Source organism: Mesorhizobium sp. M5C.F.Ca.ET.164.01.1.1 (assembly GCF_004792125.1).
GTDB lineage: Bacteria > Pseudomonadota > Alphaproteobacteria > Rhizobiales > Rhizobiaceae > Mesorhizobium > Mesorhizobium wenxiniae.
The window spans coordinates 1,210,018-1,230,883 of the sequence record NZ_SRTG01000001.1 but is presented as its reverse complement, the minus strand read 5'-3'; the positions used below and the strand labels follow the sequence as shown (position 1 = coordinate 1,230,883).

Genomic DNA, 20,866 nt, shown 5'->3' with positions numbered 1-20,866 from the left:
CTATGCTTCTAGTATTATAGAAATATAGGCCAAAAGAGAGTTACGCAGCAGCCTCGCCGACAGCCTGGCCGCATACGGCATCGGCACAACATTCATCGGCAAGAAAGCCGAGGAGATCGTTCATGACAGGGTAATTGGCACGGCAGATTAAGGTCGTTGCCTGGCGTTCCTGGGTGACCAGGCCAGTCAAGATAAGCCGGTGGAGATGATGCGATAGGGTCGACGCAGCGATGTCGAGGGATTCCTGCAGATAACCGACCGGTCGTCCGGTTTCGCCTGCCCTCACCAGCGTGCGATAAAGCTTCAGCCGCGTCGGATTGCCGAGCGCCTCGAGTTGTTTTGCTGCTTGTTCGAGTTTCATGGAAATACGCTAGCTCCCGCTGCCGGGTGTCGTCAAGTTCTATTTCCAAGATTATCGAAGAACTGGATGATACCTTCAGACGCGCCGCCCCGATGCGTCGATCACCACTTCGCCGTCTTCCTTGGTGAACGGCCCGATATCCGGATTGGGCAGGATGTCGAGAACGGCTTCGGACGGCCTTGCAAGCAAGGTGCCGAGCGGCGTCACCACGATCGGCCGGTTGATCAGGATCGGATGCGCCAGCATGAAATCGACGATCTCGTCGTCGGTCCATTTGGGATCGCCGAGATTGAGCTCGGCGTACGGCGTACCCTTCTCGCGCAGCAATTCGCGCGGTGTCATCCCCATCGCCTTGATCAGCTCGACCAGCCGTTCGCGCGACGGCGGGTTCTTCAGATACTCGATCACATCAGGCTCTTCGCCGGACTGCCGGATGATGGCGAGCGTGTTGCGCGAGGTGCCGCAGTCGGGGTTGTGGTAGATGGTGATGGTCATTTCGCGGCTCTCATCTGTCTGGTTGGTTTGGGCTCGCTGAGCACCCATCCTGCCAAGGCCATGGCAAGCAGCGCGCCCAGCAGCTCGGCGACGATAAACGCCGGCAGGTCAACAGGACGGATGCCCGCGAACGTGTTTGAAACCGCTCGCGCAATGGCGACCGCCGGATTGGCGAACGACGTCGATGCGGTGAACCAATAGGCCGCGGTGATGTAGAGGCCGACCAGCCAGGGAATCGCATCCGAACGGAAGCGAAGTCCCGCCAGAATGGTGAAGACCAGGCCGAAGGCGGCCACCAACTCCGCGAGCCATTGTCCGTTTCCGGTCCGCACGGTTTGCGAGATCTGTAGAATCGGCAGTTCGAACATGGCGTGCGCCAGCAGCGTCCCGGCAACGCCGCCGACAAGCTGGGCGATGACATAGGCCAGTGCGGCGTTCGCTTCGATTTCCCGCCTGAGGGCGAAAACCAGCGTCACCGCCGGGTTGAAATGCGCCCCGGAAATTGGTCCGAGTATGGTGATCAACACCACCAAAATCGCTCCAGTCGGCAAGGTGTTGCCGAGCAGGGAAACAGCGACGTCGCCCGTCAGCCTGTCGGCCATGATCCCGGACCCGACAACCGTCGCGACAAGCATTGCCGTGCCGAGCGCTTCCGCGACAATGCGACGGGACAGGTCAATCGCCATATTAGCCGGCCTTCGGTAGATCGCGGCCGATTTCATCCAGCCGTTTCTGCAGGGCGAGCTTGTCGATCGTGTTCATCGGCAGGCTGACGAAGATCGAGATCCGATTGTTGAGCATGCGATAGGCTTCGGCAAAGGCCAGATGTTTTTCGGCGTCGGTGCCTTCCACGGCTGCCGGGTCGGGCACGCCCCAATGCGCCGTCATCGGCTGTCCCGGCCACACCGGGCAGGATTCATTGACCGCATTGTCGCAGACGGTAAAAACGAAATTCATCTCGGGCGCGCCGGGAGCCGCGAATTCCTGCCAGTCCTTCGAACGGGCGAAGGACGTGTCGTGGTTCAGGGTTTTCAAAAGCTGGAGCGCGTAGGGATGAACCTCTCCCTTCGGCTGCGATCCGGCCGAATAGGCCCTGAACTTGCCCGCGCCGACACGGTTCAGGATCCCTTCGGCGAGGATCGACCTCGCCGAATTGCCGGTGCAGAGAAAAAGCACGTTGTATGGCTCGCTCATGGCGTAGTCCCTTCTAGCAGTTGCAGGTCACCGCCTGAATGACCGGCTGGCAGAGCTCCGGCGCGCCGTTGCAGCAATCCTCCATGAGATAGGCAAGGAGATCCCGAAAGCCGGTCATATCGGCGACGTAGCGGATCGTCCGGCCGTCGCGCTCGGCACGGACCAGGCCGGCATGGTCGAGGACCTTCAGATGCGCCGACATGGTGTTCTGCACCGTACCGAGGCGCGAGGCGATCTCACCGGCCGGCACACCGTCTGCGCCCGCCCGGACCAGCAGGCGAAATACCTCGAGCCTGGTGTCCTGGCCAAGCGCTGCCAATGCGAGAAGAGCTGTGTTCTTATCCATGTATCCTAGAATCCGGAATTATGGATGTATATGGCGGACATATGACAACCGGATGACGCTTGAAAGTCGAAACTCGTCGCCGGACGCGGGCTGCAATGGTCCGCATCCGACTGTCGGCCAACGCTGGCCTATTTATGCCGAACGACCTAATCCAGCTTGAATGTGAAAGGCGCCGCAACAGATGTACCCGCTTTTTCTGGCGGCGGCGCTGGCACTTTGGCACCCTGTAATGCGTCGAGCGCCGCGCGGTCGAGGTCCGGATAGCCGGAGGAACGAGCCAGTCGGGCGGATAGAACGCGCCCGGATCCATCGACCGTAAAGGTCACTCGTGGACTACCTTCCTCGCGCCGGGCCTTCGCCGCCCTCGGATAGCGCGTGTGCCGCCTGATCCACGCATGCAACTGCGAGTTCCACTTGGACGAGCTCACACCGGATCTCGAAACCGTTGCTTTGGCCGATTTCGGTGCGGCCGACCTGGCTGCGGGCTTCGCAGCGACGCTGGCGGCGGCTGCTGTCTTCGGCGGAGGTGTTGCCTTTTCTTCTTTCGCAAGCTTTTTGGCCTTCTCGACAGGCTCCTTCACCTTTGCCTGCTTCTTTGGCTTGGTCTCGACGGGTGCGTCGACCGGTTTCGGCTGCGGCAGCGGGATGACCACTTCCGGCGTGACGGCCTCGGCAACGTCCGGCACGACCTCCTCGAGCGGCGGCTGGTCGACCCGCTCCGCCATGGTCGGCGGGGTGGGCTCGACTGTGTCGGCCGGAGCGGTTTCCGACGGCTCGGCGACCGGCTCTGCCGGCTCGACGGACGGTTCGGGCGCAGGCTCCGTTTCGGCTACGGGCTCCTCGGCCGGATCCGGCTGATCGGGCGCCACCTCGTCCGGTATCGGGGCCGGCATGGCTGGCGTGAACGCCATCGGCGACAACTCGATCACCTGCGCCTGCGGCGGCCCGCCATCGGGCTCGGCCGGGCGCCAGCTCTGCATCGCATACCCGATCGCGGCATGCGCCACCAGAACCAGCGCAGCCGCGCCCGCCCACCAGGCAATCTCGCGCACGCCGAAACGCCGCTGATCGGCCATCGGCAGGGCGGCCGCCGGCGACATCATTGGCCCGTTCCGACTTGCGGCGCCGCGGCATCGCCGGGCGCGGTCTCGAGACCGACCAGCGCGATCTTCAGATAGCCGGCGCCGCGCAAAAGGTTCATCGCCTCCATCAGATCGCCATAGCCGACCGCCTTGTCGGCGCGCAGGAAGATGCGCGTCTGGCTGTCGCCTTTTGTCCTGCCGACGAGAGTGGCGGCGAAGGCTTCGCGCGGCACGGTGTCGTTGCCGATCGCCAGGCTGAGATCGTCTTTCAGCGTCAGGAACAGCGGCGTCTCCGGCCGGGGAGCCGGCGTCGCCGTCGAGCCCGGCAGGTCGACATTGACATCCACCGTCGCCAGCGGCGCCGCGACCATGAAGATGATCAGCAGGACCAGGATCACATCGATGAACGGCGTGACGTTGATCTCATGGTTTTCCGCAAGATCGCCGTCGATGTTCTCTCGAATTCTAGCTGCCATGGCGTCGCTCCGTGTTCATTCCGCGGCCATCTGCTTTGCCGGCGCGACCGTGCGGAAATCCAGATCCCGGCTGACCAGCCGTTCGACCCCTGCCGACGCGTCGGCGAGGATCTGCCTGTAGCCGGCTATCGATCGCGCGAAGACGTTGTAGATGACCACCGCCGGGATCGCCGCGACAAGGCCCATCGCGGTGGCCAGCAAGGCTTCCGCGATTCCCGGTGCAACGACAGCGAGATTGGTGGTCTGTGCCTGCGAGATGCCGATGAAGGCGTTCATGATGCCCCAGACCGTGCCGAAAAGGCCGACAAAGGGCGCGGTCGAGCCGATCGTCGCCAGCACGCCGGTGCCGCGCGACATGCGCCGCGCCGCCGCCGCCTCGATGCGCGACAGGCGCGAGGTGACCCGTTCCTTCAGCCCGTCGCCGGACACGTGGTCGAGCGAGCCGGCCGAAAGTGCTGCCTCTTCCTCGGCTGCCCGCACCAGCAGGGCGCCGGGACCGCTATTGTGGCCAAGCGCGCGCCCGGCCTGATTCAGCGTGGCGGCATTGCCGATCGCTTGTGCCGCGCGGCGGGCGCGCAGCTTGCCGCCAAGGATCTCCAGCGATTTGGCCAGCCATATCGTCCAGGTGACGAAGGACGCAAAAGCCAGCCCGATCATCACCGCTTTCACGACCATGTCGGCCGCAATGAACATCCCCCATGGCGACAGATCATGCGGTAGCGTCAAAGACGTCGCCGTCGAAGGACCAGTCTCGATAGGCGTGGTCTCGGTGGGCGTTGTCACGCCGGGCTGCGCCGGTGGCACGACCGCGTCCGGCGCAGCCTCCCCGGGCGCGGGAGCCGGTGCCTCGATCGCCGGGACTGCGCCCGGTTGCTCCTGGGCGGCCGCGCCGCCAGCGGACAGGATGACGGATGCGAGCAAGGCAGCGAACAAACCATGTCTGGACAAGGGCTTCTTCCTTATTCTCACAGTGGTCTCATTGCACATAGCCGATGGGCTGGCCGGTGACGGGGTGCGCAAACACACCCATCTCGACACCGAAAATTCCTTTGAGCACGTCGCCCTGCATGATCTGGTCCGGCGTGCCGCGCGTCAGCAGCCTGCCGTTCTTCAGTGCGATCAATTCGTCGCAGTAGCGCGCCGCCATGTTGGGATCGTGCAGCACGACCACGACGCACAGGTCGCGTTCGCGGCTGAGGTCCCTGACCAGCCCCAGCACTTCGACCTGATGGGCGATGTCGAGCGCCGAGATCGGCTCGTCGAGCAGCATGACGCCGGCATTCTGCGCCACCAGCATGGCCAGCCATGCGCGCTGACGCTCGCCGCCGGACAATTCGTCCACCAGCCGGCCGGCAAAATCCGCCATATCGGTCAGGACAAGTGCCTCGTCGACATGGCGCCTGTCCTCATACCCGAAACGGCCGAGCGCGCCATGCCAGGGATAGCGCCCGAGCGTCGCCAGTTCGCGCACGGTCAGGCCGGTCGCCGCCGGCGTCGTCTGCGGCAGATAGCCCAGCGCGCGGGCAAGTTCGCGCGCGCCCCACTGCACCAGCGGCCGCTGCGCGAAGGTTATGCCGCCCGAGCTTGCCGGCTGCTGGCGCGCCAGGAGCTTGATCAGCGTCGACTTGCCCGAGCCGTTGTGCCCGATCAGGCCGTAGACGCGCGAACGTTGTAGTTCGAGTGTAACCGGCCCGAGCAGCGTCCGCTCGCCGACAGCGAAACGCACCGCTTCGACATGGAAGGCAGTCTGGGCGTGAATTCCAGCCACGGTATCAGCCTCTCTCCAGCTTTGTGCGTGCATCTCGAAATCCGGCTTTCGGCAATCCCGGTTTTCGGCGCCGATGCCCGGTTGACTATGAAACATGAGTTTACTAGTCAACAATGAAGATGACCTTTTGAGTCAACAAAATGTCGTGACGCGCCGGATTTGCGTCGAAATTCGAAAATTTGGAGCGCGCCGAGATGGTCGTTGGTTCAGGTTGCGGAAGAACTCAAGATGAAGTGAGTGCGCGCCGAAGCCTGCTGATCGCGGCGATGTCGCTGCCGGTGCTGCTTGGCGGCGGCCATGCCGTCGCGCAGGATGCGACCACCACGCTCGATCCGATCAACATTCAGGAACGCGTCGAAAGCGCCTTTGGGACAGTCGACGGCTATGTCGCCACCCAGGGCTCCACGGCCACCAAGACCGACACACCGCTGATCGAGACGCCGCAGTCGATATCGGTCATCACCAAAGACCAGATGGAAGCGCAGGCGGTGGACAGCCTGAACAGCGCACTGCGTTATGCGCCAGGCGCAAGCGGCAATCTCTACGGCACCGACAATCGTGGCCACGGCTTGCAGATGCGCGGCATTTCGAACTCCAGCGGCGTCTTCTACAAGGACGGGCTGCAGCTCAAGGAGAGCAATTTCACGCTGTTCACGGCGCTCGATTCCTACGGCGCCGAACGCTACGAAATCCTGCGCGGGCCGGCGTCGGTTCTCTACGGCCAGGCAAGTCCTGGCGGCATCATCAACTATGTCAGCAAGCGCCCGACCGAGGAGAACCTCCGCGAAGTCGAGCTAGGCACCGGAAGCTTCAACCGCTATGAAGGAAAGTTCGACTTCAGCGGGGCTGTCAACGCCGACAAGTCGCTGCTGTTCCGCCTCACCGGCGCCGCCCACACCGGCGATACCCAGATAGACTTCGTCGAGGACGACCGCATCTTCATCGCGCCGGCGCTCACCTGGAAGCCCGATGCCGATACGAGCCTAACTATCCTCGCCAACTATCAGCGCGACCGGTCCGGGTGGGCGATGCAGTACCTGCCGGCATACGGCACGATCAGGCCGGGCAGAGACGGAAAATATCTGCCGAACAGCATGTTCGTCGGCGAACCGGACTTCGACACCTACAACAACGACCAGGCGTCGATTGGCTACGAATTCGATCACCGCTTCAACGAGACATGGCAGGTTCGCCAGCATGCCCGCTACGTCTATCTGAAACACTATGAGGAAGGCGTCTTCGGCGGCGGGCTTCTGAATGATGCGGGTGACTATTCCCGCTATGCCGATGCCGGCGGCACGAGGCTCAGCGGCGTGACCATCGACAACCAGGCGCAGGCCGATTTCGATACCGGCCCGCTCGCCCACACGCTGCTCGTTGGCCTCGACTACAAGCGCTACACCTATCGCGACTATGCCTCCGGAGGGTCCGTCGGTGACATCAACATCTTCGACCCGGTCTATGGCAGCCCAATCACAGATCTGGCGCCCTACACAGACACCGACACCACTCAATCGCAGGTCGGCCTCTACGCGCAGGACCAGATCAAGCTGGGCAACTGGCGGCTGACGCTGGGCGGCCGCCAGGACTGGGCGGACGCGAAAGTCCATGACAATCTGGCCGGGGCCTTCGATCCCCGCCAGAAGGACAACGCCTTCACCGGCCGCGCCGGTCTGCTTTACCTCGCCGACAACGGCCTTGCGCCTTATGTCAGCTATTCCGAATCGTTCCAGCCGGTGTCCGGCCCCGACAGCAACGGCAATCCGCTCGTGCCTGAAACCGGCAAGCAGTACGAGGTCGGCCTGAAATACCAGCCGGTTGGCTGGAACTCCTTCGTCACCGTTTCGGCGTTCGACCTGACCCGGCAGAATGTCGTGCGCTATGGCGGCGTTGGCCGGCCAGATGACATCTTCCAGACCGGCGAGATCCGGTCGCGCGGCATCGAGCTAGAAGGTGTTGCGAGCCTTGATTCAGGCTTCGATTTTCGGGCGGCCTATACCTGGCTCGACACCGAGATAACCAGCCCAACCAGTGTCAACGAGGATGGAACGAGCAACCAGGGCAACACGCCTTTCGGCGTGCCGGCACACGCGGCCTCGTTGTGGGCAAACTACACTGTCGGCAGCGGCAGATTGGTGGGGCTCGGGCTCGGCGCCGGCATCCGCTATGTCGGCTCGACCTACGGCGACGATGCCAACACTTTCAAGGTGCCGGCCGTCACGCTTGTCGATGCCGCGCTCCACTACAAATGGCAGAACGCTGCGTTGAACCTCAATGTCAGCAATCTGTTCGACAAGCGCTATGTCGCCTCCTGTTTCGCAGAAAGCTTCGGCTGCTTTTATGGCGAGGGTCGCCGGATCAAGGGCTCGGTGAAGTATACATGGTGACGCGCGCGTGCAGGCCCGGACCCAATTGGCACCACTGACGCGGCGCCGGTGCCTTGCCGGCCTGGCCGCGACGAGCCTCGGTCTGCGCGGCAGCCCGGCGCGTGCGGCAAGGCCGCCGCGGATCGCCTGTCTCGAATGGACCTCGGCCGAAATGGTCATCTCGCTCGGGATCGGGCCGGTCGCGGTCGCCGACACCAAGGGCTACCGAGACTGGGTCGCGGGTCCGGCTCTTCCCGCCGGCTGCATCGATCTCGGCTCGCGCGGCGAGCCCAATCGCGAACTGCTGCTGGAACTCAAGCCCGACCTTATCATCGGCGCCTATGGCTACGGGTTGGACGAAGCTCCGTTCAGGCGGATCGCGCCACTGCACACCGTGCCCTTCTACGATGGTACTGAAGCGCCTTATCGCCAGGCCGAAATTGAAACGCTGGAACTTGGCTTGCAACTTGACCGGGAGGCTGAAGCGCACCGGCTTATCCAGGAGACGGCGGCGGCAATCGCCCAGATCAGGGCACAATTTTCAGAGCGGGCAAAGCAGCCGCTCGCGGTGGTCAGCATGTTCGACGACCGTCACGTCCGCGTCTACGGCAAGGGCAGTCTGTTCCAGGACGTGCTCGACAGGTTGCGCCTCACCAATGCCTGGACGGCACCGACCGATAGCTGGGGCTTTTCCATCCTGGGCATCGAAGAGCTGGTTGCGATCGGCAAGGCTCGCGTAATTTCTCTCGATCCGATTCCCCCGCATGTGAAGATCCGGATTGACCAGAGCAGCCTCTGGGCGAACCTTCCTTGCGTCAAAGCCGGCAATGTCAGGACGATCCCGCCGATATGGCCGTTCGGCGGGCTTGCCGCCGCTGCCCGTTTTGCGACGTTTGTGGCCCGGGCATGACTATCATGCAGTCTACGGCCGGCCATCGTGCTCGTTTCATGGGGGGGATGCTCGTCGCCCTCGTCGGCGTGCCGGCGGTGCTCGCCGGATATCTCACCGCTGTCGGGCTTTTGCGCCTGTTGCCCGCCGACATGTGGTGGCAGTCGCTCGGAGCGACGGATCTTGCCGATCCGCGGCAGCTGCTTTACCGGCATGCCTTTCTGCCGCGTCTGGCGATCAGTCTGCTGGCCGGCGCGGCGCTCGGCCTGACCGGCACGCTGCTCCAGCAGGTGCTGCGCAATCCGCTCGCCGAGCCGACGACCATAGGCACCAATGCAGGCGCGACCGTCGCCCTGACGATCGCCACACTCTACGCGCCGTGGATGCTGGAGCAAGGTCGCGAATGGGTGGCGCTCGCCGGCGGCGCCCTGTCGACGCTGGCGGTTTTGGCTCTGGCCCAGGGCCGGAGTTTCTCGCCGGTCGCGATCATCATTTCCGGCCTGGTGGTCAGCCTCACATGCAGTTCAGCGAGCGCCCTGCTGATGGCGGCCAACCGCGAGTATTCCGAGGAACTGTTCATCTGGCAGAGCGGTTCGCTGATCCAGAACGGCGACGCCGGGGTGCTCGGGTTCGCGCCATGGCTCGCGCTGGCCGGCATTGCTGCCTTCCTTCTGCTCCGGCCGCTGCGGCTTCTGGACCTGAGCGACGAGGGAGCGGAAGGCCTCGGGGCGAAACCCGTGGTGACACGGCTGGCCGGGATGACTGTCGCCGTCGCGCTGAGCAGCATGTTGGTCGCAGCCGTCGGCGTTATCAGCTTCGTGGCGCTTGCGGCGCCGGCGCTGGTCAGGCTCGCCGGCGCACGGACCTTGCGCCAGCGCATGATCTGGGCGTCCCTTGCGGGTGCCACGCTGCTGTGGCTGACCGACCGACTGGTGCAGGTCATGCCGTTTACCTCCGAAATCCCGGCAGGCGTGGCGACCGCTTTCCTCGGTGCGCCGCTGCTGTTTCTTCTCCTGCCGAAATTGCGCATCAATCCGGATCGGGACGGCGCCATGCTGTCTTCCGTGCGCAGGCGAAGCGAGTGGGCCTATCTGCTGGCCGGGCTCCTCGTGATGGCGCTTCTTCTCTGCGCCGCGCTTGTTGTCGGGCGAGGCGCGGCCGGCTGGCACGTGGTCCCGGCCGCCCAACTTGCCGACCTCCTGCCGCTCAGGGCGCCTCGCATCGTCGTCGCGGTTTCCGCTGGTATGATGCTAGGCGTGGTCGGCACGCTGATGCAGAGGATGACCGGCAATCCGATGGCGGCGCCCGAGGTGCTGGGTGTTTCCGGCGGCGTCTCGCTAGGCATCCTGCTGCTCTTCGTCGCGACTTCGACCGTCAACCGCCCGGCAATGATCGCGGCCGGTCTCGTCGGGGCTCTGGCCAGCCTGGCGATGATTTGGCAGACCGGCCGCAGTCAGCCCATCGCGAATGATCGGTTGCTGCTTTCCGGTGTCGCGGTGGCGACGATCGCGTCGGCATTCTCGGCGGTGATGCTCGCCAGCGGCGATCCTCGGCTCGATACGCTCATCGGCTGGCTATCCGGCTCCACCTACCGGGCCACCGCCAGCGATGCCATAATCGCCGCTGTGACGGCGACTGCTCTGCTGGCCATCATGCCCCTCACCATCCGCTGGCTGGAAATCCTGCCGCTTGGAGAAGCCGCCTCGCGCGGGCTCGGGCTTAGCCTCTTTCGCGTGCGGGCCATCCTCCTGGTGCTTATTTCGGTGCCGACGACAATAGCTACGCTGGTCATCGGGCCGCTGAGCTTCGTCGGATTGATGGCGCCGCACCTGGCCCGCATGCTCGGCCTTCAACGCGCCTTGCCGCAGCTTTTCGCATCCGCGATGCTTGGCGGTATGATCCTTGTTTCGGCCGACTGGGCCGGCCGGATGCTCATTTTCCCATGGCAGATTCCGGCGGGTTTGCTGGCTGCTCTGGTCGGAGGGCCTTATTTCATGGTGCTGATGTGGAAAGGCCGGCAATGAGCGGCACCGCCAGGTGCTTCGGGCTGGCGGCCACAAAGCGCATTGTCCTGCCACGCTCAGCCGGCGCGTGCTTCCCGGATCACGCGAGACGCAAACGCGCCGGGCTGAGGGACATCGGCTTCGCGGCGCGCCAGAGTGTTGCGCAGCAGCGCAATCGTTTCGCGGCCAGCCATTGCGATCTCGCGCGGCCTGTCGATGCCGACGATCATGAATTCCTCGATTCCCAGGGCCGCATAAGGAAGCAGCGACAACGCGACCTGCGCCGGCGGCCCGGCAATTTCGACCGCCTTTTGGCAGGAGACAGCGGCATTGTCCTCCGAACGGATCCGGACGGGAAGCGCGAAACGCAGCTTGTGGGCCCGGCCGTGTTCGGCGGCGGCACTGCGCACCCGCTCCATCAGCTGCCGGATCCCGTCGAGCGAACCCGGCGCCAGTTCAAAGACATCGGCATGCCGCCCGGCGACCCTGAGCGCCGTTCCGGACTGTCCGCCCATCCGGATGGCCATCTCGGCGCTATGCGGTCCCTTGCGCGGCACATAGCCGCCCCTGACGCTGTAGAAGGCGCCTTCATGATCGAACGGCCTGTCGTTCGACCACAACCGCTTCAGCAGCACCAGATATTCGTCGATCCGCTGCCAGCTGAGCGTGTGGCCGACGGCACGTGCCTCGGCATCGTCGTCGTTCAGCGGCTCGCTGAGCATCCTGAGCGACAACCGCCCGCCGCTTTTTGCGTCGAGGGCCGCCAATTGCCGTGCCGCCGTCGCCGGCTCGATAACGCCCGCCCAATGCGTGAGAACGACCTCAAGCGATGAGGTGCGGTCAAGCGCCCGGGCGGCAATATCCATATTGGTCAGCAGCCCGCCCGGATCGTCGACGATGATCTTTTGGAAACCAATGTCCTCGATCAGCGACAGCTTTGTCGCGGTTTCCGCGAAATCGTTGAAAAACGGCACGGTTAGGTCGGCGGGGTGAGTTTTACCGGGAACATGCGTGAACTCGATCGGCATTGCCATCTCCTCCATCACGTTGAGATCAGGGCGCGCAGAAGCACACCGGCATTCGGTTCATTCAACTCCGATATTGCGAAACGGCAGATCGCTATCCCTGTAAGTCAGGACCCGATCACTCAGGGCTCCATGATCAGGGAACAAGACCCAGAACGACTGCCCCGGTGAACACGAACGCAAGGGCAAAGACGAGATAGGCAAAGGCGCCCGCATAGGCCGGCCGCCAAGTCTCGCCAGAACCAAGCCTTTGCCCTTTGCGGACAGTCCGGGTGTTCTGGAAATAGGACATATCGACCTCCGTCTCAGCGGTTAATCTATAAAATCAGTAGACTTTGTCGAGTGCTATTTTCCAGGGATCCTTGGAATGTTTTTCTCCAACCGGATGACAATTTGGTTTGTTTGCTGCTTAGCTCGGCACGTCCGGGGCCGAGCGGCCCGATGGCAAAACGCCGGGCTCATGCGGGCGGAGGGACAGCGATGGCGGAGCGGCCGCCTATTTGCTGGGCGGCCTGTAAGCTTCCAGACCGAATAGCGCCAGCACGAGCGACACCAGGAAGAACCCAACCGCCACGCCGAGCGCGATCCGGGCGTAGAGTCTATAAACGTCGCTCATGATGGTGCCGAACACCCGTCGCGCCGGGGCATCGGCTGGGCGCGATTTCTCGTCAAGGTAGAGCCAGACTTCGGTGTGCTTGGGATTCTTGCTGGCTGCGGTCGTGGCTTTCCACATCAGTGCCAAAACCATGGTCAGCGTGAGGAACGCGCCGGAGCGGAAGGCGGACACCGGGCTGAAGGAGAAGCCGACCATGACACAGCCGATGGCAAGCGATCCGAACATTACGGCGCGCCCGATGCACTCCACAGCAACCCGCCTGATCTCATCCATCGGCCGCCTCGGCAACAAACTGGCCGACAATGTGCGAGCGCTGCGACCGGATCAAATCACTTTAAGGCGAATGTGCCGCCTGGACGGGTGTACCTTCGGGATTCAGTATAGACGTGCAGGCGCGCAGCTCCCCGGCGCGAACGCCATAGCCTGCAATTCGGCCATCGACGCGGCCCGCCGGCGCGCTCTATGCTGCAGGGCGAGCAGGATCGACCTTTCCAGCATCGACAGAGTACTGTCTCGGCAAGCCGGGACATCCGGCAGAGGAAGGTTATCGGCTATGCCGAAAGGGACGAAACTAAAGCCGGCGACCGGCGCGACACCGCTGATAGCAATTGCGGCCGCCGCCGTTGATACCGAAACAACCGGGCCTGACGCCACTAAGGCGCGCGTGGTCCAGATTGGCGCGATCGGCATCGCGCATGGCAAGGTCGTGCGGGAATCTCAGCTCGCTCTCCTGATCGATCCCGGTGAAGCAATCCCGCCTGAGGCCTCGCTAGTCCACGGCATCACGGATGCCGATGTTGACGGAGCCGGGAGCTTCCCGGATGCATGGGCGCAATTCCAGGAGTTCGTCGGGGATCGCATCCTCGTTGGCCACTCGATCGGCTTCGACCTGGCGGTATTGGAGCGCGAATGCCGACGCGCCAGTTTGCCCTGGGCAAAGCCTCGGGCGCTGTGCGTCCGGCTTCTTGCAACCATAGCAAATCCCAATCTGGCGGACCATTCGCTGGAGACGATCGCCGCCTGGCTTCGCCTGGAGATAGCTGGCCGCCATTCGGCTCTGGGCGATGCGATCGCGGCGGGAGACATCTTTGCCGGGTTGATACCGGAGTTGCGCAAGCGCAACATCCGAACACTCGGAGAGGCCGAGGTCGCCTGCCTTGCCCTTTCGGATGCTCTCGAAGCCGGCCATCGCGCCGGCTGGGCCGAGCCGGTGTCGCGACCCCAGGCTCCCGCGTTTCAGCCGGTTGATCCCTATGCCTATCGCCATCGCGTCGGCAGCCTCATGAGCAGCCCGCCAGTCGTGGTGAAGTCGACCAAACCGACAAGGCAGGTCATCGACCTCATGGTCAAGCGCAAGATCAGCTCGGTCCTGGTGTCCGACGGAGGAACGCCGGATCGACCGATTGAGGAGTATGGCATCGTTACCGAGCGTGACCTGCTGCGCCGCATATCGTCCGACGCCGAGCGGGCTTTTGACATGCCGGTCGGAAGCATCGCAACGCGACCGCTGATAAGCATCCGCGCCGCCGCCTTCGCTTATCGGGCGATCGGCCGCATGGATCGGCTGAAAGTCCGCCACCTCGCCGTCCGCGACGACGAGGGCGTGCCGGTCGGCGTGCTTTCGGCGCGTGACCTGCTGAGGCTTCGCGCCGCCGCTGCCATCGATCTCGACGACACGATCGAACATGCCAAGGACGCCGCCGAACTGGCGGCCACCTGGTCGATGCTGCCGGGCGTGGTTCGTTCGCTCATCGGCGAAGCAATCGACCCGCGCGTGGTGGCGGAAATTATCAGCGATGAACTTTGCTCGCTTACCCGCCGCGCCGCCGTGCTTGCCGAACAACAGATGCAGATCGAAGGTCACGGCCCGCCGCCCTGCGTCTACGCCGTGCTCGTGCTCGGCTCGGGCGGCCGTGGCGAAAGCCTGATGGCCCCCGACCAGGACAACGCAATCGTCTTCGCAGATGGCGAGCCGGGCGGGGCCGAAGACAGCTGGTTCAAAAATCTCGGGACCAAGCTCGCCGACATGCTCGACGCCTCCGGCGTACCGTACTGCAAAGGCGGGGTAATGGCCGCGAACGCCGCATTCCGCGGAAGCCTCGGCACCTGGAAGGGGCGCGTCGAAGATTGGGTTCGCCGCCTACGGCCGGAGGACCTGCTCAACGTCGATATCGTCTACGATCTGCGGCCGGTCCACGGCGACACGACGTTGGCCGCGCAGTTCATCGAATATGCGTATGACCGTGGCCACGCCGAGCCGGTATTCGCGAAGCTTCTCGGCGAGCAGATGACGACCGGCAATCCCTTCACTGTTTTTGGCGGCTTTCAGCTTGAAAATGGCCGGCTGGACATCAAGAAATATGGCCTTTTTCCGATCGTCGTGACCGCACGCACGCTTGCAATTCGCCACGGCATCCGCGAGCGGAGCACGCGTGCCCGGCTCGAGAAACTGATCGCGCAGGATATCGGCGGCGAGCGCGACATGAAGGCGATGCTGGCCGGCCATTCCATGCTGATCGGCTTGCTGCTCGCTCAGCAGACGCATGACATCTACGCCGGTATACCTGTATCCAACCGCATTGAGATCAATGCCCTGACGCGCGAGCAACAATCAGAGCTCAAGAGCCTCATCAAGCGCCTCCAGTCGGCACCCGACCTGGTGCGGGACCTGATGTTCGCATAGCCGGCGACGCACGGACGGTGCGAGGCCGAACGGGGAGCCCTGGATATCGGCGCGCCGGAACAAAGCTCAGATGCGCGCCGCGCCCAGCAACTCGTCGACGAGGGCGCTGCGGTCAGCCTGCGCAAGGAAATCCTCATGCGCGCGCAGCAGATTCATTCTCAGGAAGTTGAAGATGTAATCGTAGTCGTTGGTCAGGAGGTTGGGGTGGATCGGGACCATCTCGAAAACCGTTCGCGCCAGCGGCTCGGGGATTTCGCGCACCGGCCGCGGCGGACCGATCTGCGTGGCGGCGAGGCGCTGACGAGTGAGCTCGGCGGCGTTCTCCCAGAAAGTCGGGGGCGAGCCCTCCGGAACGGCATATTTGGAGAAGCTTGCCAAGGCCACTTTTTCCAGTGCCGCTGGCAGGCCTCGCTGGCGCAAGCCGGCGGGTTCGCGCAGCGCACCCTCCACCATTTCCGCAACGATGGCATAGCACGCAGGGTAGGCGCGCCAGCGTGAATGGTTGAGCGCCGCCTGGAACTCCTTCTCGCTGAACAGCTTCTGCCAGTAGACCCCTGCCCTGACGCGGCAGAACTCGACGATGCTTTTCTGGGCCAGAAAGGCGGCGCGCGAATCCATGAAGTCAGCCAGGTCGTCGACGCTGACGATCGGCTGCGGCTTGCGCAGGAACGCGGGCAACAGGTCGTTCAGCAGGCCCATGACGCTCTCCCTTCGGTTTTGTTTCCAACCGATGTTGACCGTTTAGCCTCCGCGACGCCGCGCCGCCAGCCCCCTTACCGATTCAAGTCCTCTCACCGGTTCTCCAGTCCTCTCATCGATTCTAAAGTCGTATGAACAGAAGCGGCAAGAAGTGTTACTCCTATAAAGTTACGGTCACTGATTCTATACCTGACCGCTACACATGCCGGAGGGCTTCCGCCTTAGCGGAAGAGGCAAGCTTTAAACGGCGCCTTGCGGCCGAGACGGTTCGCAAGCTGCCAACCAAGGGAGGTTCAACGCTATGGCGACACCAGACCGCGTAAGTTATTGGAACAAGACCAAGAGCCTCATGTTCGTCATGCTGGGCCTGTGGGTGTTCTTCGGTTACGTCATCCACATGTTCGTGGAGCAACTCAACACCATCGTCATTTTTGGTTTTCCGCTCGGCTTCTACATGGCCGCCCAGGGTTCGCTCATCGCCTTCGTCGTCATGCTGTTCTGGTTCGCACGGCGCCAGAACGCGATCGACGAAGAGCATCATGTCAATGAAGATTGATCGGGGGGAACGTCAATGGCTAACACGACATCTACAACCGCAAGCGGAGGCGACTTCACCTCCAATCTTGGCCGCATCTACGGCATCTACACCGGCGGCTTCATAGCCTTCATCATCCTGATGGCCATCTTGAGCGCCATGGGTGTCGAGAACGTTGTAATCGGCTACCTGTTCATGGGCTTTACCATCGTCATCTACGCGGTGATCGGCATCCTGAGCCGCACCATGCACGTCGGCGAATATTACGTCGCCGGGCGTCGCGTACCGGCGCTCTACAACGGCATGGCGACCGGCGCCGATTGGATGTCGGCGGCTTCCTTCATCGGCATGGCAGGCTCGCTCTACCTGCTCGGCTATGACGGCCTCGGCTTCGTGCTCGGCTGGACTGGCGGCTACGTGCTCGTGGCCATCCTCGTTGCGCCCTATCTACGCAAGTTCGGCGCCTACACCGTTCCCGACTTCCTGTCGGCGCGCTATGGCGGCAATCTTGCCCGCTTCATCGGCGTGATCGTTCTGTTTTCCTGCTCGTTCACCTATGTGGTCGCGCAGATTTTCGGCACCGGGCTGATCTCGGCTCGCTTCCTTGGCATCGACTTCAACATCGCAGTCTATGTCGGCCTCGCCGGCATCCTGGTGTGCTCCATGCTCGGCGGCATGCGCGCGGTCACCTGGACGCAGGTCGCCCAGTATATCGTGCTGATCATCGCGTATCTCATCCCTGTTGTCTGGATGTCGACGGTGAAAACCGGCGTGCCGATCCCGCAATTGATGCAGGGCCAGGCGCTGGCGAACATCACCGCGCTTGAGACGGCACAGGGCATTACGGTGCATCACATTACGCCATTCGTGCATGGCGGCTATGATGCAAAGAATTATTTCCTGCTCATCCTCTGCCTGATGGTCGGAACGGCGTCACTGCCGCATGTCCTGATGCGATACTTCACCACCCCGTCGGTGCGTGAAGCGCGTGTCTCGGTCGCCTGGTCGCTGCTTTTCATCTTCATCCTCTACTTCACCGCGCCCGCCTATGCGGCGTTCGCCAAGTGGACGATGCTTGACCTGGTGGCGTCGGGGCTGACGCCTGAAAACATCGCCGAGAAAGCCGGATGGATGATGCGCTGGGCCGCTGCCGACAATACGCTCGTGCAGATCTGCGGCCAGGCGGCGACAGACACCGCGGCGATCGTCGCGGCCTGCGCCGAAAAGGGCGTGACGGCACTTTCGTTTGCCGACATCAACCTCAACGCCGACATGATCGTGCTGGCCACGCCGGAAATGGCCGGCATGCCTTACGTCATTTCGGGCCTCGTCGCCGCCGGCGGCCTTGCCGCCGCGCTGTCGACGGCGGACGGCCTGCTGCTGGCCATCGCCAACGCGCTCAGCCATGACATCTACTACAAGATGATCGACCAGAATGCGCCGACGTCGCGGCGCCTGATCGTGTCCCGCATCTTGCTGGTTATGGTCGCGGTGCTGGCCGCCTACGTCGCGTCAACCAAGCCGTCGGACATCCTGTCGATGGTGTCGTGGGCGTTCTCTCTTGCCGCCGGCGGGCTCTTCCCGGCCCTGGTGCTCGGCGTCTGGTGGAAGCGGGCCAATTCGACCGGTGCGGTCGCCGGCATGATCGCGGGCTTCGGCATCACCATCTTCTACCTTGTCATGACTCAGTATGGCGCCGACTTCGACAAGGCGACGCCCAATATGGAACTGTGGTGGGGCGTGAAGAACATTTCGTCGGCGGCCTTCGGTCTGCCGGTGGGCTTCGCCGTGATGATCATCGTCAGCCTTCTCACCAGGGCGCCGTCCCGGGCTATGCAGGATTTCATCGAGGAAATCCGTGTCCCGCGCGGCAAGCAGATGATGGAAGAAAAGACTGCCTGATCCGCATAGCGATCGGCGCTCGAAGCGGGGTCCGGCGACGGACCCCGCTTTCATTTCGGCATAACGCGGCGCCGCCGCTGCTTGGGAAATCCCACATGAACGATTTCTGGTCCTATTGGTATTTCCACATACCGAATTTCATCCTTGCCGCGGTGATGTACACGCTGATGGGGCGTCTCCTGCTCGGCCTCTTCGTGCCCGAAAGCTGGGACAACTACATCTGGCGCTTCTTCAAGACCGTCACGGACCCGTTTCTGCGGATCGTGCGGACCATTACGCCGTCGATCCTGACCCAGCCGGTGCTGATCGTCTTCAGCGTGCTCTGGCTTATGGCCTTGCGCGTGGGCTATCTCGTCTTGCTGATCAATTTCGGCGTTGCGCCGATGGCTTCACAAGGGGGTTGAGGCAATGGACAGAAACGCTCTTGTGCCGGTCATGGCGGTCGCCATCGTCAACGGTATCTTTTCGCCGTGGGTGCTGTTGGTGTTCCTGTTCTATCCGGTCTGGTATCCGGGCTGGGCGCCTCCCTTAAGCCAGATCGTTTACATGGCGAGTGCGCTGATCCTGTCGACGATGACCATCATGCTCGCCGGCGTACCGGCCGCGCTTTATGAGCGCTGGTCGGCGCAGCCCAGGAGCATCGTCGTCTCGTCCATCTGGCTTGCCGGCACGGTTTTGTTGACGCTGCCGGCGCTGCCGAATGTGATGCGGGCGCTAGGCGGCGGCTGAGAATTCCTTCGGCTCGAGCTAAATCAACCGGCTTTCAACCAGCGGGCAGCGGCCGTGTCCTCTGAGCGCGCGCTGAACGCTGAAGCGGAAGCGGGGCTCCGGCCACGACCATATTGCCGTGGTGTGCAGTTCATGACCCTCTTGAAAGCCGTACTGAAGGCGCTTACGGACTCGTAGCCGAGCGACAGGGCAATGACGGAAATTGGGTCGCTGGAATTCGCCAGCCTGTCTCCCGCCAGCAGCATTCGCCAATTGGTCAGGTACTCCATCGGTGACGTCCCAACCATCTCCTTGAACTTCAGGGCAAAGGTCGATCGCGACATGCCGGCACGCGCCGCCAGCTCCTGCAACGTCCAGCGATGCGCCGGATCGTCATGGATGGCGTTGATCGCAGCAGCCATCTGTCTATCTGCCAGGGCGAAAAACCATCCAACGCCTCCCAGCCCTTCCGCCAGATGCAGGCGCAGGGCCTGGACCAACATCATGTGGGCGAGGTGTTGCGCGACCAGGAAACCGCCCGGCTGCGGCTCGTGCAGTTCCTGCATCATCCGCTCCACCGACCAGCGCAGCGCCGCCTGATCGGTTTCTTTCCGGATATGGACGATGGGCGGCAGCATGCCTAACAGCATGCCGGCATGACTGCCGGTCACGGCGAAGCGGCTGCCGACAAGAAAAAAATCACCGCCGCCATTATACGTCACGACGCCGCCAGCCCGCGCGGGGGGAAAAATCGTGCCGGCTCCGACAGGCGTCAAAGTCATGTCGCTTGCGAGGCGGAAAGGCCGCCCGCTCGGCAGCACGAAGCAGTCCCCCTTCTCCAGCCGCACCGCATCGGCAACGCCTTCCACTGACAGCCAGCACCCGCCGGAAACCACAGCGTAGCATTTGATAAGTTCGTGCTGGTCGGAGAACTGGATTGACCAGTTTCCACCCGCGTCGAAGCCGGCGGACACATAACTGCGCGGCTTCAGCAGCGACAGCACATCTGAAAGCGGATCCATGGGCGTCCCGGACGATTGCGAAGATAATACGGACTTTACAGCATAGATCACATTTCCTCAACCGGCTATTTAATAACAACGTTTCCGGCAATGGGACAACATTCGAAGTAATAATAAAATAATTGAAACATTTACGATATCATTGCCACGGATACCCCAGAAAAGTATACGGATAGGACGGATAAAATTGCCATCATCACTGAAAGAAATCAGAAGATCGCGCCAGTTAAGGGAACAATAGCCATGACAGCGTTCACGATCAATGGACGCGCCGTGGATCTCGCCGCTGCGCCAGACACGCCGCTCTTGTGGGTGATACGGGAGCATCTGAAACTCACCGGCACCAAATTCGGCTGCGGCATCGCGCAGTGTGGCGCCTGCACCGTTCACATCGACGGCGAGCCGACGCGCTCCTGCGTGACCATGCTCCAGGACGTTGCCGGAATGGAGGTGACGACGATCGAAGGCCTGTCGCCGGACGCCAGCCATCCGCTGCAGCAGGCCTGGATCACTGAGCAGGTGCCGCAATGCGGCTATTGCCAGTCGGGGCAGATCATGCAGGCGGCGGCGCTCCTCAAGAGCAACCCCAACCCCACCCGCGATCAGATCGTCGAATACATGGACGGCAACATCTGCCGCTGCGGAACCTATGTGCGAATCATCAGCGCCATTCAGCGCGCCGCACGGGAGGCCTGA

Annotated in this window: 23 protein-coding genes; 9 read left to right on the top strand and 14 right to left on the bottom strand. The window is 62.9% G+C overall.

Annotated features, from left to right (window positions below):
* Window positions 1-40: 40 nt before the first annotated feature.
* The 9 genes from EN807_RS05905 to EN807_RS05865 form a co-directional block, all read right to left on the bottom strand.
* The gene (locus EN807_RS05905) at window positions 41-361 is read right to left on the bottom strand and encodes a metalloregulator ArsR/SmtB family transcription factor (protein ID WP_135934242.1); all 321 of its coding nucleotides are present in this window, start codon (window positions 359-361) and stop codon (window positions 41-43) included.
* Window positions 362-436: 75 nt separating this feature from the next.
* On the bottom strand, window positions 437-856 hold the full coding sequence (gene arsC, locus EN807_RS05900; protein WP_135934241.1) for an arsenate reductase (glutaredoxin): 420 nt from the start codon (window positions 854-856) through the stop codon (window positions 437-439).
* Window positions 853-1,542 (bottom strand): MIP/aquaporin family protein, encoded by a 690-nt coding sequence (locus EN807_RS05895; RefSeq protein WP_135934240.1) that lies wholly within the window; start codon window positions 1,540-1,542, stop codon window positions 853-855. The genes arsC and EN807_RS05895 overlap by 4 nt, the downstream gene beginning before the upstream one ends.
* A gap of 1 nt (window position 1,543) precedes the next feature.
* Complete coding sequence (locus EN807_RS05890) at window positions 1,544-2,050, bottom strand: arsenate reductase ArsC (protein WP_135934239.1); 507 nt, start codon at window positions 2,048-2,050, stop codon at window positions 1,544-1,546.
* Between the two features lie 13 nt (window positions 2,051-2,063).
* Entirely contained in the window at window positions 2,064-2,396 is a 333-nt protein-coding gene (locus EN807_RS05885) for a helix-turn-helix transcriptional regulator (RefSeq protein ID WP_095485001.1), read from the bottom strand.
* Between the two features lie 146 nt (window positions 2,397-2,542).
* Window positions 2,543-3,499: a TonB family protein gene (locus tag EN807_RS05880; protein WP_348640233.1), complete on the bottom strand. Its 957-nt coding sequence runs from the start codon at window positions 3,497-3,499 to the stop codon at window positions 2,543-2,545.
* Window positions 3,496-3,954: a TonB system transport protein ExbD gene (exbD, locus tag EN807_RS05875; RefSeq protein WP_135934238.1), complete on the bottom strand. Its 459-nt coding sequence runs from the start codon at window positions 3,952-3,954 to the stop codon at window positions 3,496-3,498. The genes EN807_RS05880 and exbD overlap by 4 nt, the downstream gene beginning before the upstream one ends.
* A gap of 15 nt (window positions 3,955-3,969) precedes the next feature.
* Complete coding sequence (gene exbB, locus EN807_RS05870; protein ID WP_135934237.1) at window positions 3,970-4,902, bottom strand: tonB-system energizer ExbB; 933 nt, start codon at window positions 4,900-4,902, stop codon at window positions 3,970-3,972.
* Between the two features lie 28 nt (window positions 4,903-4,930).
* A complete protein-coding gene (locus EN807_RS05865) occupies window positions 4,931-5,722 on the bottom strand; it encodes an ATP-binding cassette domain-containing protein (RefSeq protein WP_189522356.1) in 792 nt (263 codons plus the stop codon).
* A 233-nt stretch (window positions 5,723-5,955) separates the two neighbouring features.
* Here EN807_RS05865 and EN807_RS05860 point away from each other — a divergent pair, with 233 nt between their 5' ends.
* From EN807_RS05860 to fhuB, 3 genes are read left to right on the top strand one after another with little or no spacing between them, the layout of a single operon-like run.
* Window positions 5,956-8,109 carry a TonB-dependent siderophore receptor gene (locus tag EN807_RS05860; protein ID WP_246684018.1) on the top strand — a complete coding sequence of 718 codons (2,154 nt, stop codon included), beginning with the start codon at window positions 5,956-5,958 and terminating at the stop codon, window positions 8,107-8,109.
* A 7-nt stretch (window positions 8,110-8,116) separates the two neighbouring features.
* Window positions 8,117-8,998 carry an ABC transporter substrate-binding protein gene (locus tag EN807_RS05855; RefSeq protein WP_246684017.1) on the top strand — a complete coding sequence of 294 codons (882 nt, stop codon included), beginning with the start codon at window positions 8,117-8,119 and terminating at the stop codon, window positions 8,996-8,998.
* Window positions 8,999-9,003: 5 nt separating this feature from the next.
* Window positions 9,004-11,001 (top strand): Fe(3+)-hydroxamate ABC transporter permease FhuB, encoded by a 1,998-nt coding sequence (gene fhuB / locus EN807_RS05850; protein ID WP_135934234.1) that lies wholly within the window; start codon window positions 9,004-9,006, stop codon window positions 10,999-11,001.
* Between the two features lie 56 nt (window positions 11,002-11,057).
* Here fhuB and EN807_RS05845 read toward each other — a convergent pair whose 3' ends face one another.
* From EN807_RS05845 to EN807_RS05835, 3 genes are all read right to left on the bottom strand, one after another.
* Window positions 11,058-12,008: an LLM class flavin-dependent oxidoreductase gene (locus tag EN807_RS05845; RefSeq protein WP_135934233.1), complete on the bottom strand. Its 951-nt coding sequence runs from the start codon at window positions 12,006-12,008 to the stop codon at window positions 11,058-11,060.
* Window positions 12,009-12,141: 133 nt separating this feature from the next.
* Window positions 12,142-12,297, bottom strand: coding sequence for a hypothetical protein (locus EN807_RS05840; protein ID WP_135934232.1), 156 nt, complete (start codon window positions 12,295-12,297; stop codon window positions 12,142-12,144).
* 204 nt (window positions 12,298-12,501) lie between these two features.
* A complete protein-coding gene (locus EN807_RS05835) occupies window positions 12,502-12,894 on the bottom strand; it encodes a hypothetical protein (RefSeq protein ID WP_135934231.1) in 393 nt (130 codons plus the stop codon).
* A 280-nt stretch (window positions 12,895-13,174) separates the two neighbouring features.
* Here EN807_RS05835 and EN807_RS05830 point away from each other — a divergent pair, with 280 nt between their 5' ends.
* Window positions 13,175-15,304, top strand: coding sequence for a DUF294 nucleotidyltransferase-like domain-containing protein (locus EN807_RS05830; RefSeq protein WP_135934230.1), 2,130 nt, complete (start codon window positions 13,175-13,177; stop codon window positions 15,302-15,304).
* A gap of 66 nt (window positions 15,305-15,370) precedes the next feature.
* Here EN807_RS05830 and EN807_RS05825 read toward each other — a convergent pair whose 3' ends face one another.
* Window positions 15,371-16,003 carry a hypothetical protein gene (locus tag EN807_RS05825; protein WP_127315196.1) on the bottom strand — a complete coding sequence of 211 codons (633 nt, stop codon included), beginning with the start codon at window positions 16,001-16,003 and terminating at the stop codon, window positions 15,371-15,373.
* Between the two features lie 301 nt (window positions 16,004-16,304).
* Between EN807_RS05825 and EN807_RS05820 the strand changes: the two genes are divergently transcribed.
* The 4 genes from EN807_RS05820 (at window position 16,305) to EN807_RS05805 (ending at window position 19,169) form a co-directional block, all read left to right on the top strand.
* Window positions 16,305-16,559, top strand: a complete 255-nt coding sequence (locus tag EN807_RS05820; protein WP_065010248.1) for a DUF4212 domain-containing protein — start codon at window positions 16,305-16,307, stop codon at window positions 16,557-16,559.
* Between the two features lie 15 nt (window positions 16,560-16,574).
* Window positions 16,575-18,440, top strand: coding sequence for a sodium:solute symporter family protein (locus EN807_RS05815; protein ID WP_135934229.1), 1,866 nt, complete (start codon window positions 16,575-16,577; stop codon window positions 18,438-18,440).
* A 95-nt stretch (window positions 18,441-18,535) separates the two neighbouring features.
* Window positions 18,536-18,844 (top strand): YggT family protein, encoded by a 309-nt coding sequence (locus EN807_RS05810; protein ID WP_135934228.1) that lies wholly within the window; start codon window positions 18,536-18,538, stop codon window positions 18,842-18,844.
* A gap of 4 nt (window positions 18,845-18,848) precedes the next feature.
* The gene (locus EN807_RS05805; RefSeq protein ID WP_127315199.1) at window positions 18,849-19,169 is read left to right on the top strand and encodes a hypothetical protein; all 321 of its coding nucleotides are present in this window, start codon (window positions 18,849-18,851) and stop codon (window positions 19,167-19,169) included.
* A 23-nt stretch (window positions 19,170-19,192) separates the two neighbouring features.
* On the opposite strand, the gene EN807_RS05800 is transcribed toward EN807_RS05805, so the two are convergent.
* Window positions 19,193-20,170 (bottom strand): AraC family transcriptional regulator, encoded by a 978-nt coding sequence (locus EN807_RS05800; protein ID WP_135934227.1) that lies wholly within the window; start codon window positions 20,168-20,170, stop codon window positions 19,193-19,195.
* Window positions 20,171-20,413: 243 nt separating this feature from the next.
* Here EN807_RS05800 and EN807_RS05795 point away from each other — a divergent pair, with 243 nt between their 5' ends.
* Entirely contained in the window at window positions 20,414-20,866 is a 453-nt protein-coding gene (locus EN807_RS05795; protein ID WP_135934226.1) for a (2Fe-2S)-binding protein, read from the top strand.

Coding starts and splice junctions, on each gene's coding strand:
- EN807_RS05905 (WP_135934242.1), bottom strand. CDS start 361: ATGAAACTCGAACAAGCAGCAAAACAACTCGAGGCGCTCGGCAATCCG.
- arsC (WP_135934241.1), bottom strand. CDS start 856: ATGACCATCACCATCTACCACAACCCCGACTGCGGCACCTCGCGCAAC.
- EN807_RS05895 (WP_135934240.1), bottom strand. CDS start 1,542: ATGGCGATTGACCTGTCCCGTCGCATTGTCGCGGAAGCGCTCGGCACG.
- EN807_RS05890 (WP_135934239.1), bottom strand. CDS start 2,050: ATGAGCGAGCCATACAACGTGCTTTTTCTCTGCACCGGCAATTCGGCG.
- EN807_RS05885 (WP_095485001.1), bottom strand. CDS start 2,396: ATGGATAAGAACACAGCTCTTCTCGCATTGGCAGCGCTTGGCCAGGAC.
- EN807_RS05880 (WP_348640233.1), bottom strand. CDS start 3,499: ATGATGTCGCCGGCGGCCGCCCTGCCGATGGCCGATCAGCGGCGTTTC.
- exbD (WP_135934238.1), bottom strand. CDS start 3,954: ATGGCAGCTAGAATTCGAGAGAACATCGACGGCGATCTTGCGGAAAAC.
- fhuB (WP_135934234.1), top strand. CDS start 9,004: ATGCAGTCTACGGCCGGCCATCGTGCTCGTTTCATGGGGGGGATGCTC.
- EN807_RS05845 (WP_135934233.1), bottom strand. CDS start 12,008: ATGCCGATCGAGTTCACGCATGTTCCCGGTAAAACTCACCCCGCCGAC.
- EN807_RS05840 (WP_135934232.1), bottom strand. CDS start 12,297: ATGTCCTATTTCCAGAACACCCGGACTGTCCGCAAAGGGCAAAGGCTT.
- EN807_RS05835 (WP_135934231.1), bottom strand. CDS start 12,894: ATGGATGAGATCAGGCGGGTTGCTGTGGAGTGCATCGGGCGCGCCGTA.
- EN807_RS05830 (WP_135934230.1), top strand. CDS start 13,175: ATGCCGAAAGGGACGAAACTAAAGCCGGCGACCGGCGCGACACCGCTG.
- EN807_RS05825 (WP_127315196.1), bottom strand. CDS start 16,003: ATGGGCCTGCTGAACGACCTGTTGCCCGCGTTCCTGCGCAAGCCGCAG.
- EN807_RS05820 (WP_065010248.1), top strand. CDS start 16,305: ATGGCGACACCAGACCGCGTAAGTTATTGGAACAAGACCAAGAGCCTC.
- EN807_RS05815 (WP_135934229.1), top strand. CDS start 16,575: ATGGCTAACACGACATCTACAACCGCAAGCGGAGGCGACTTCACCTCC.
- EN807_RS05810 (WP_135934228.1), top strand. CDS start 18,536: ATGAACGATTTCTGGTCCTATTGGTATTTCCACATACCGAATTTCATC.
- EN807_RS05805 (WP_127315199.1), top strand. CDS start 18,849: ATGGACAGAAACGCTCTTGTGCCGGTCATGGCGGTCGCCATCGTCAAC.
- EN807_RS05800 (WP_135934227.1), bottom strand. CDS start 20,170: ATGGATCCGCTTTCAGATGTGCTGTCGCTGCTGAAGCCGCGCAGTTAT.
- EN807_RS05795 (WP_135934226.1), top strand. CDS start 20,414: ATGACAGCGTTCACGATCAATGGACGCGCCGTGGATCTCGCCGCTGCG.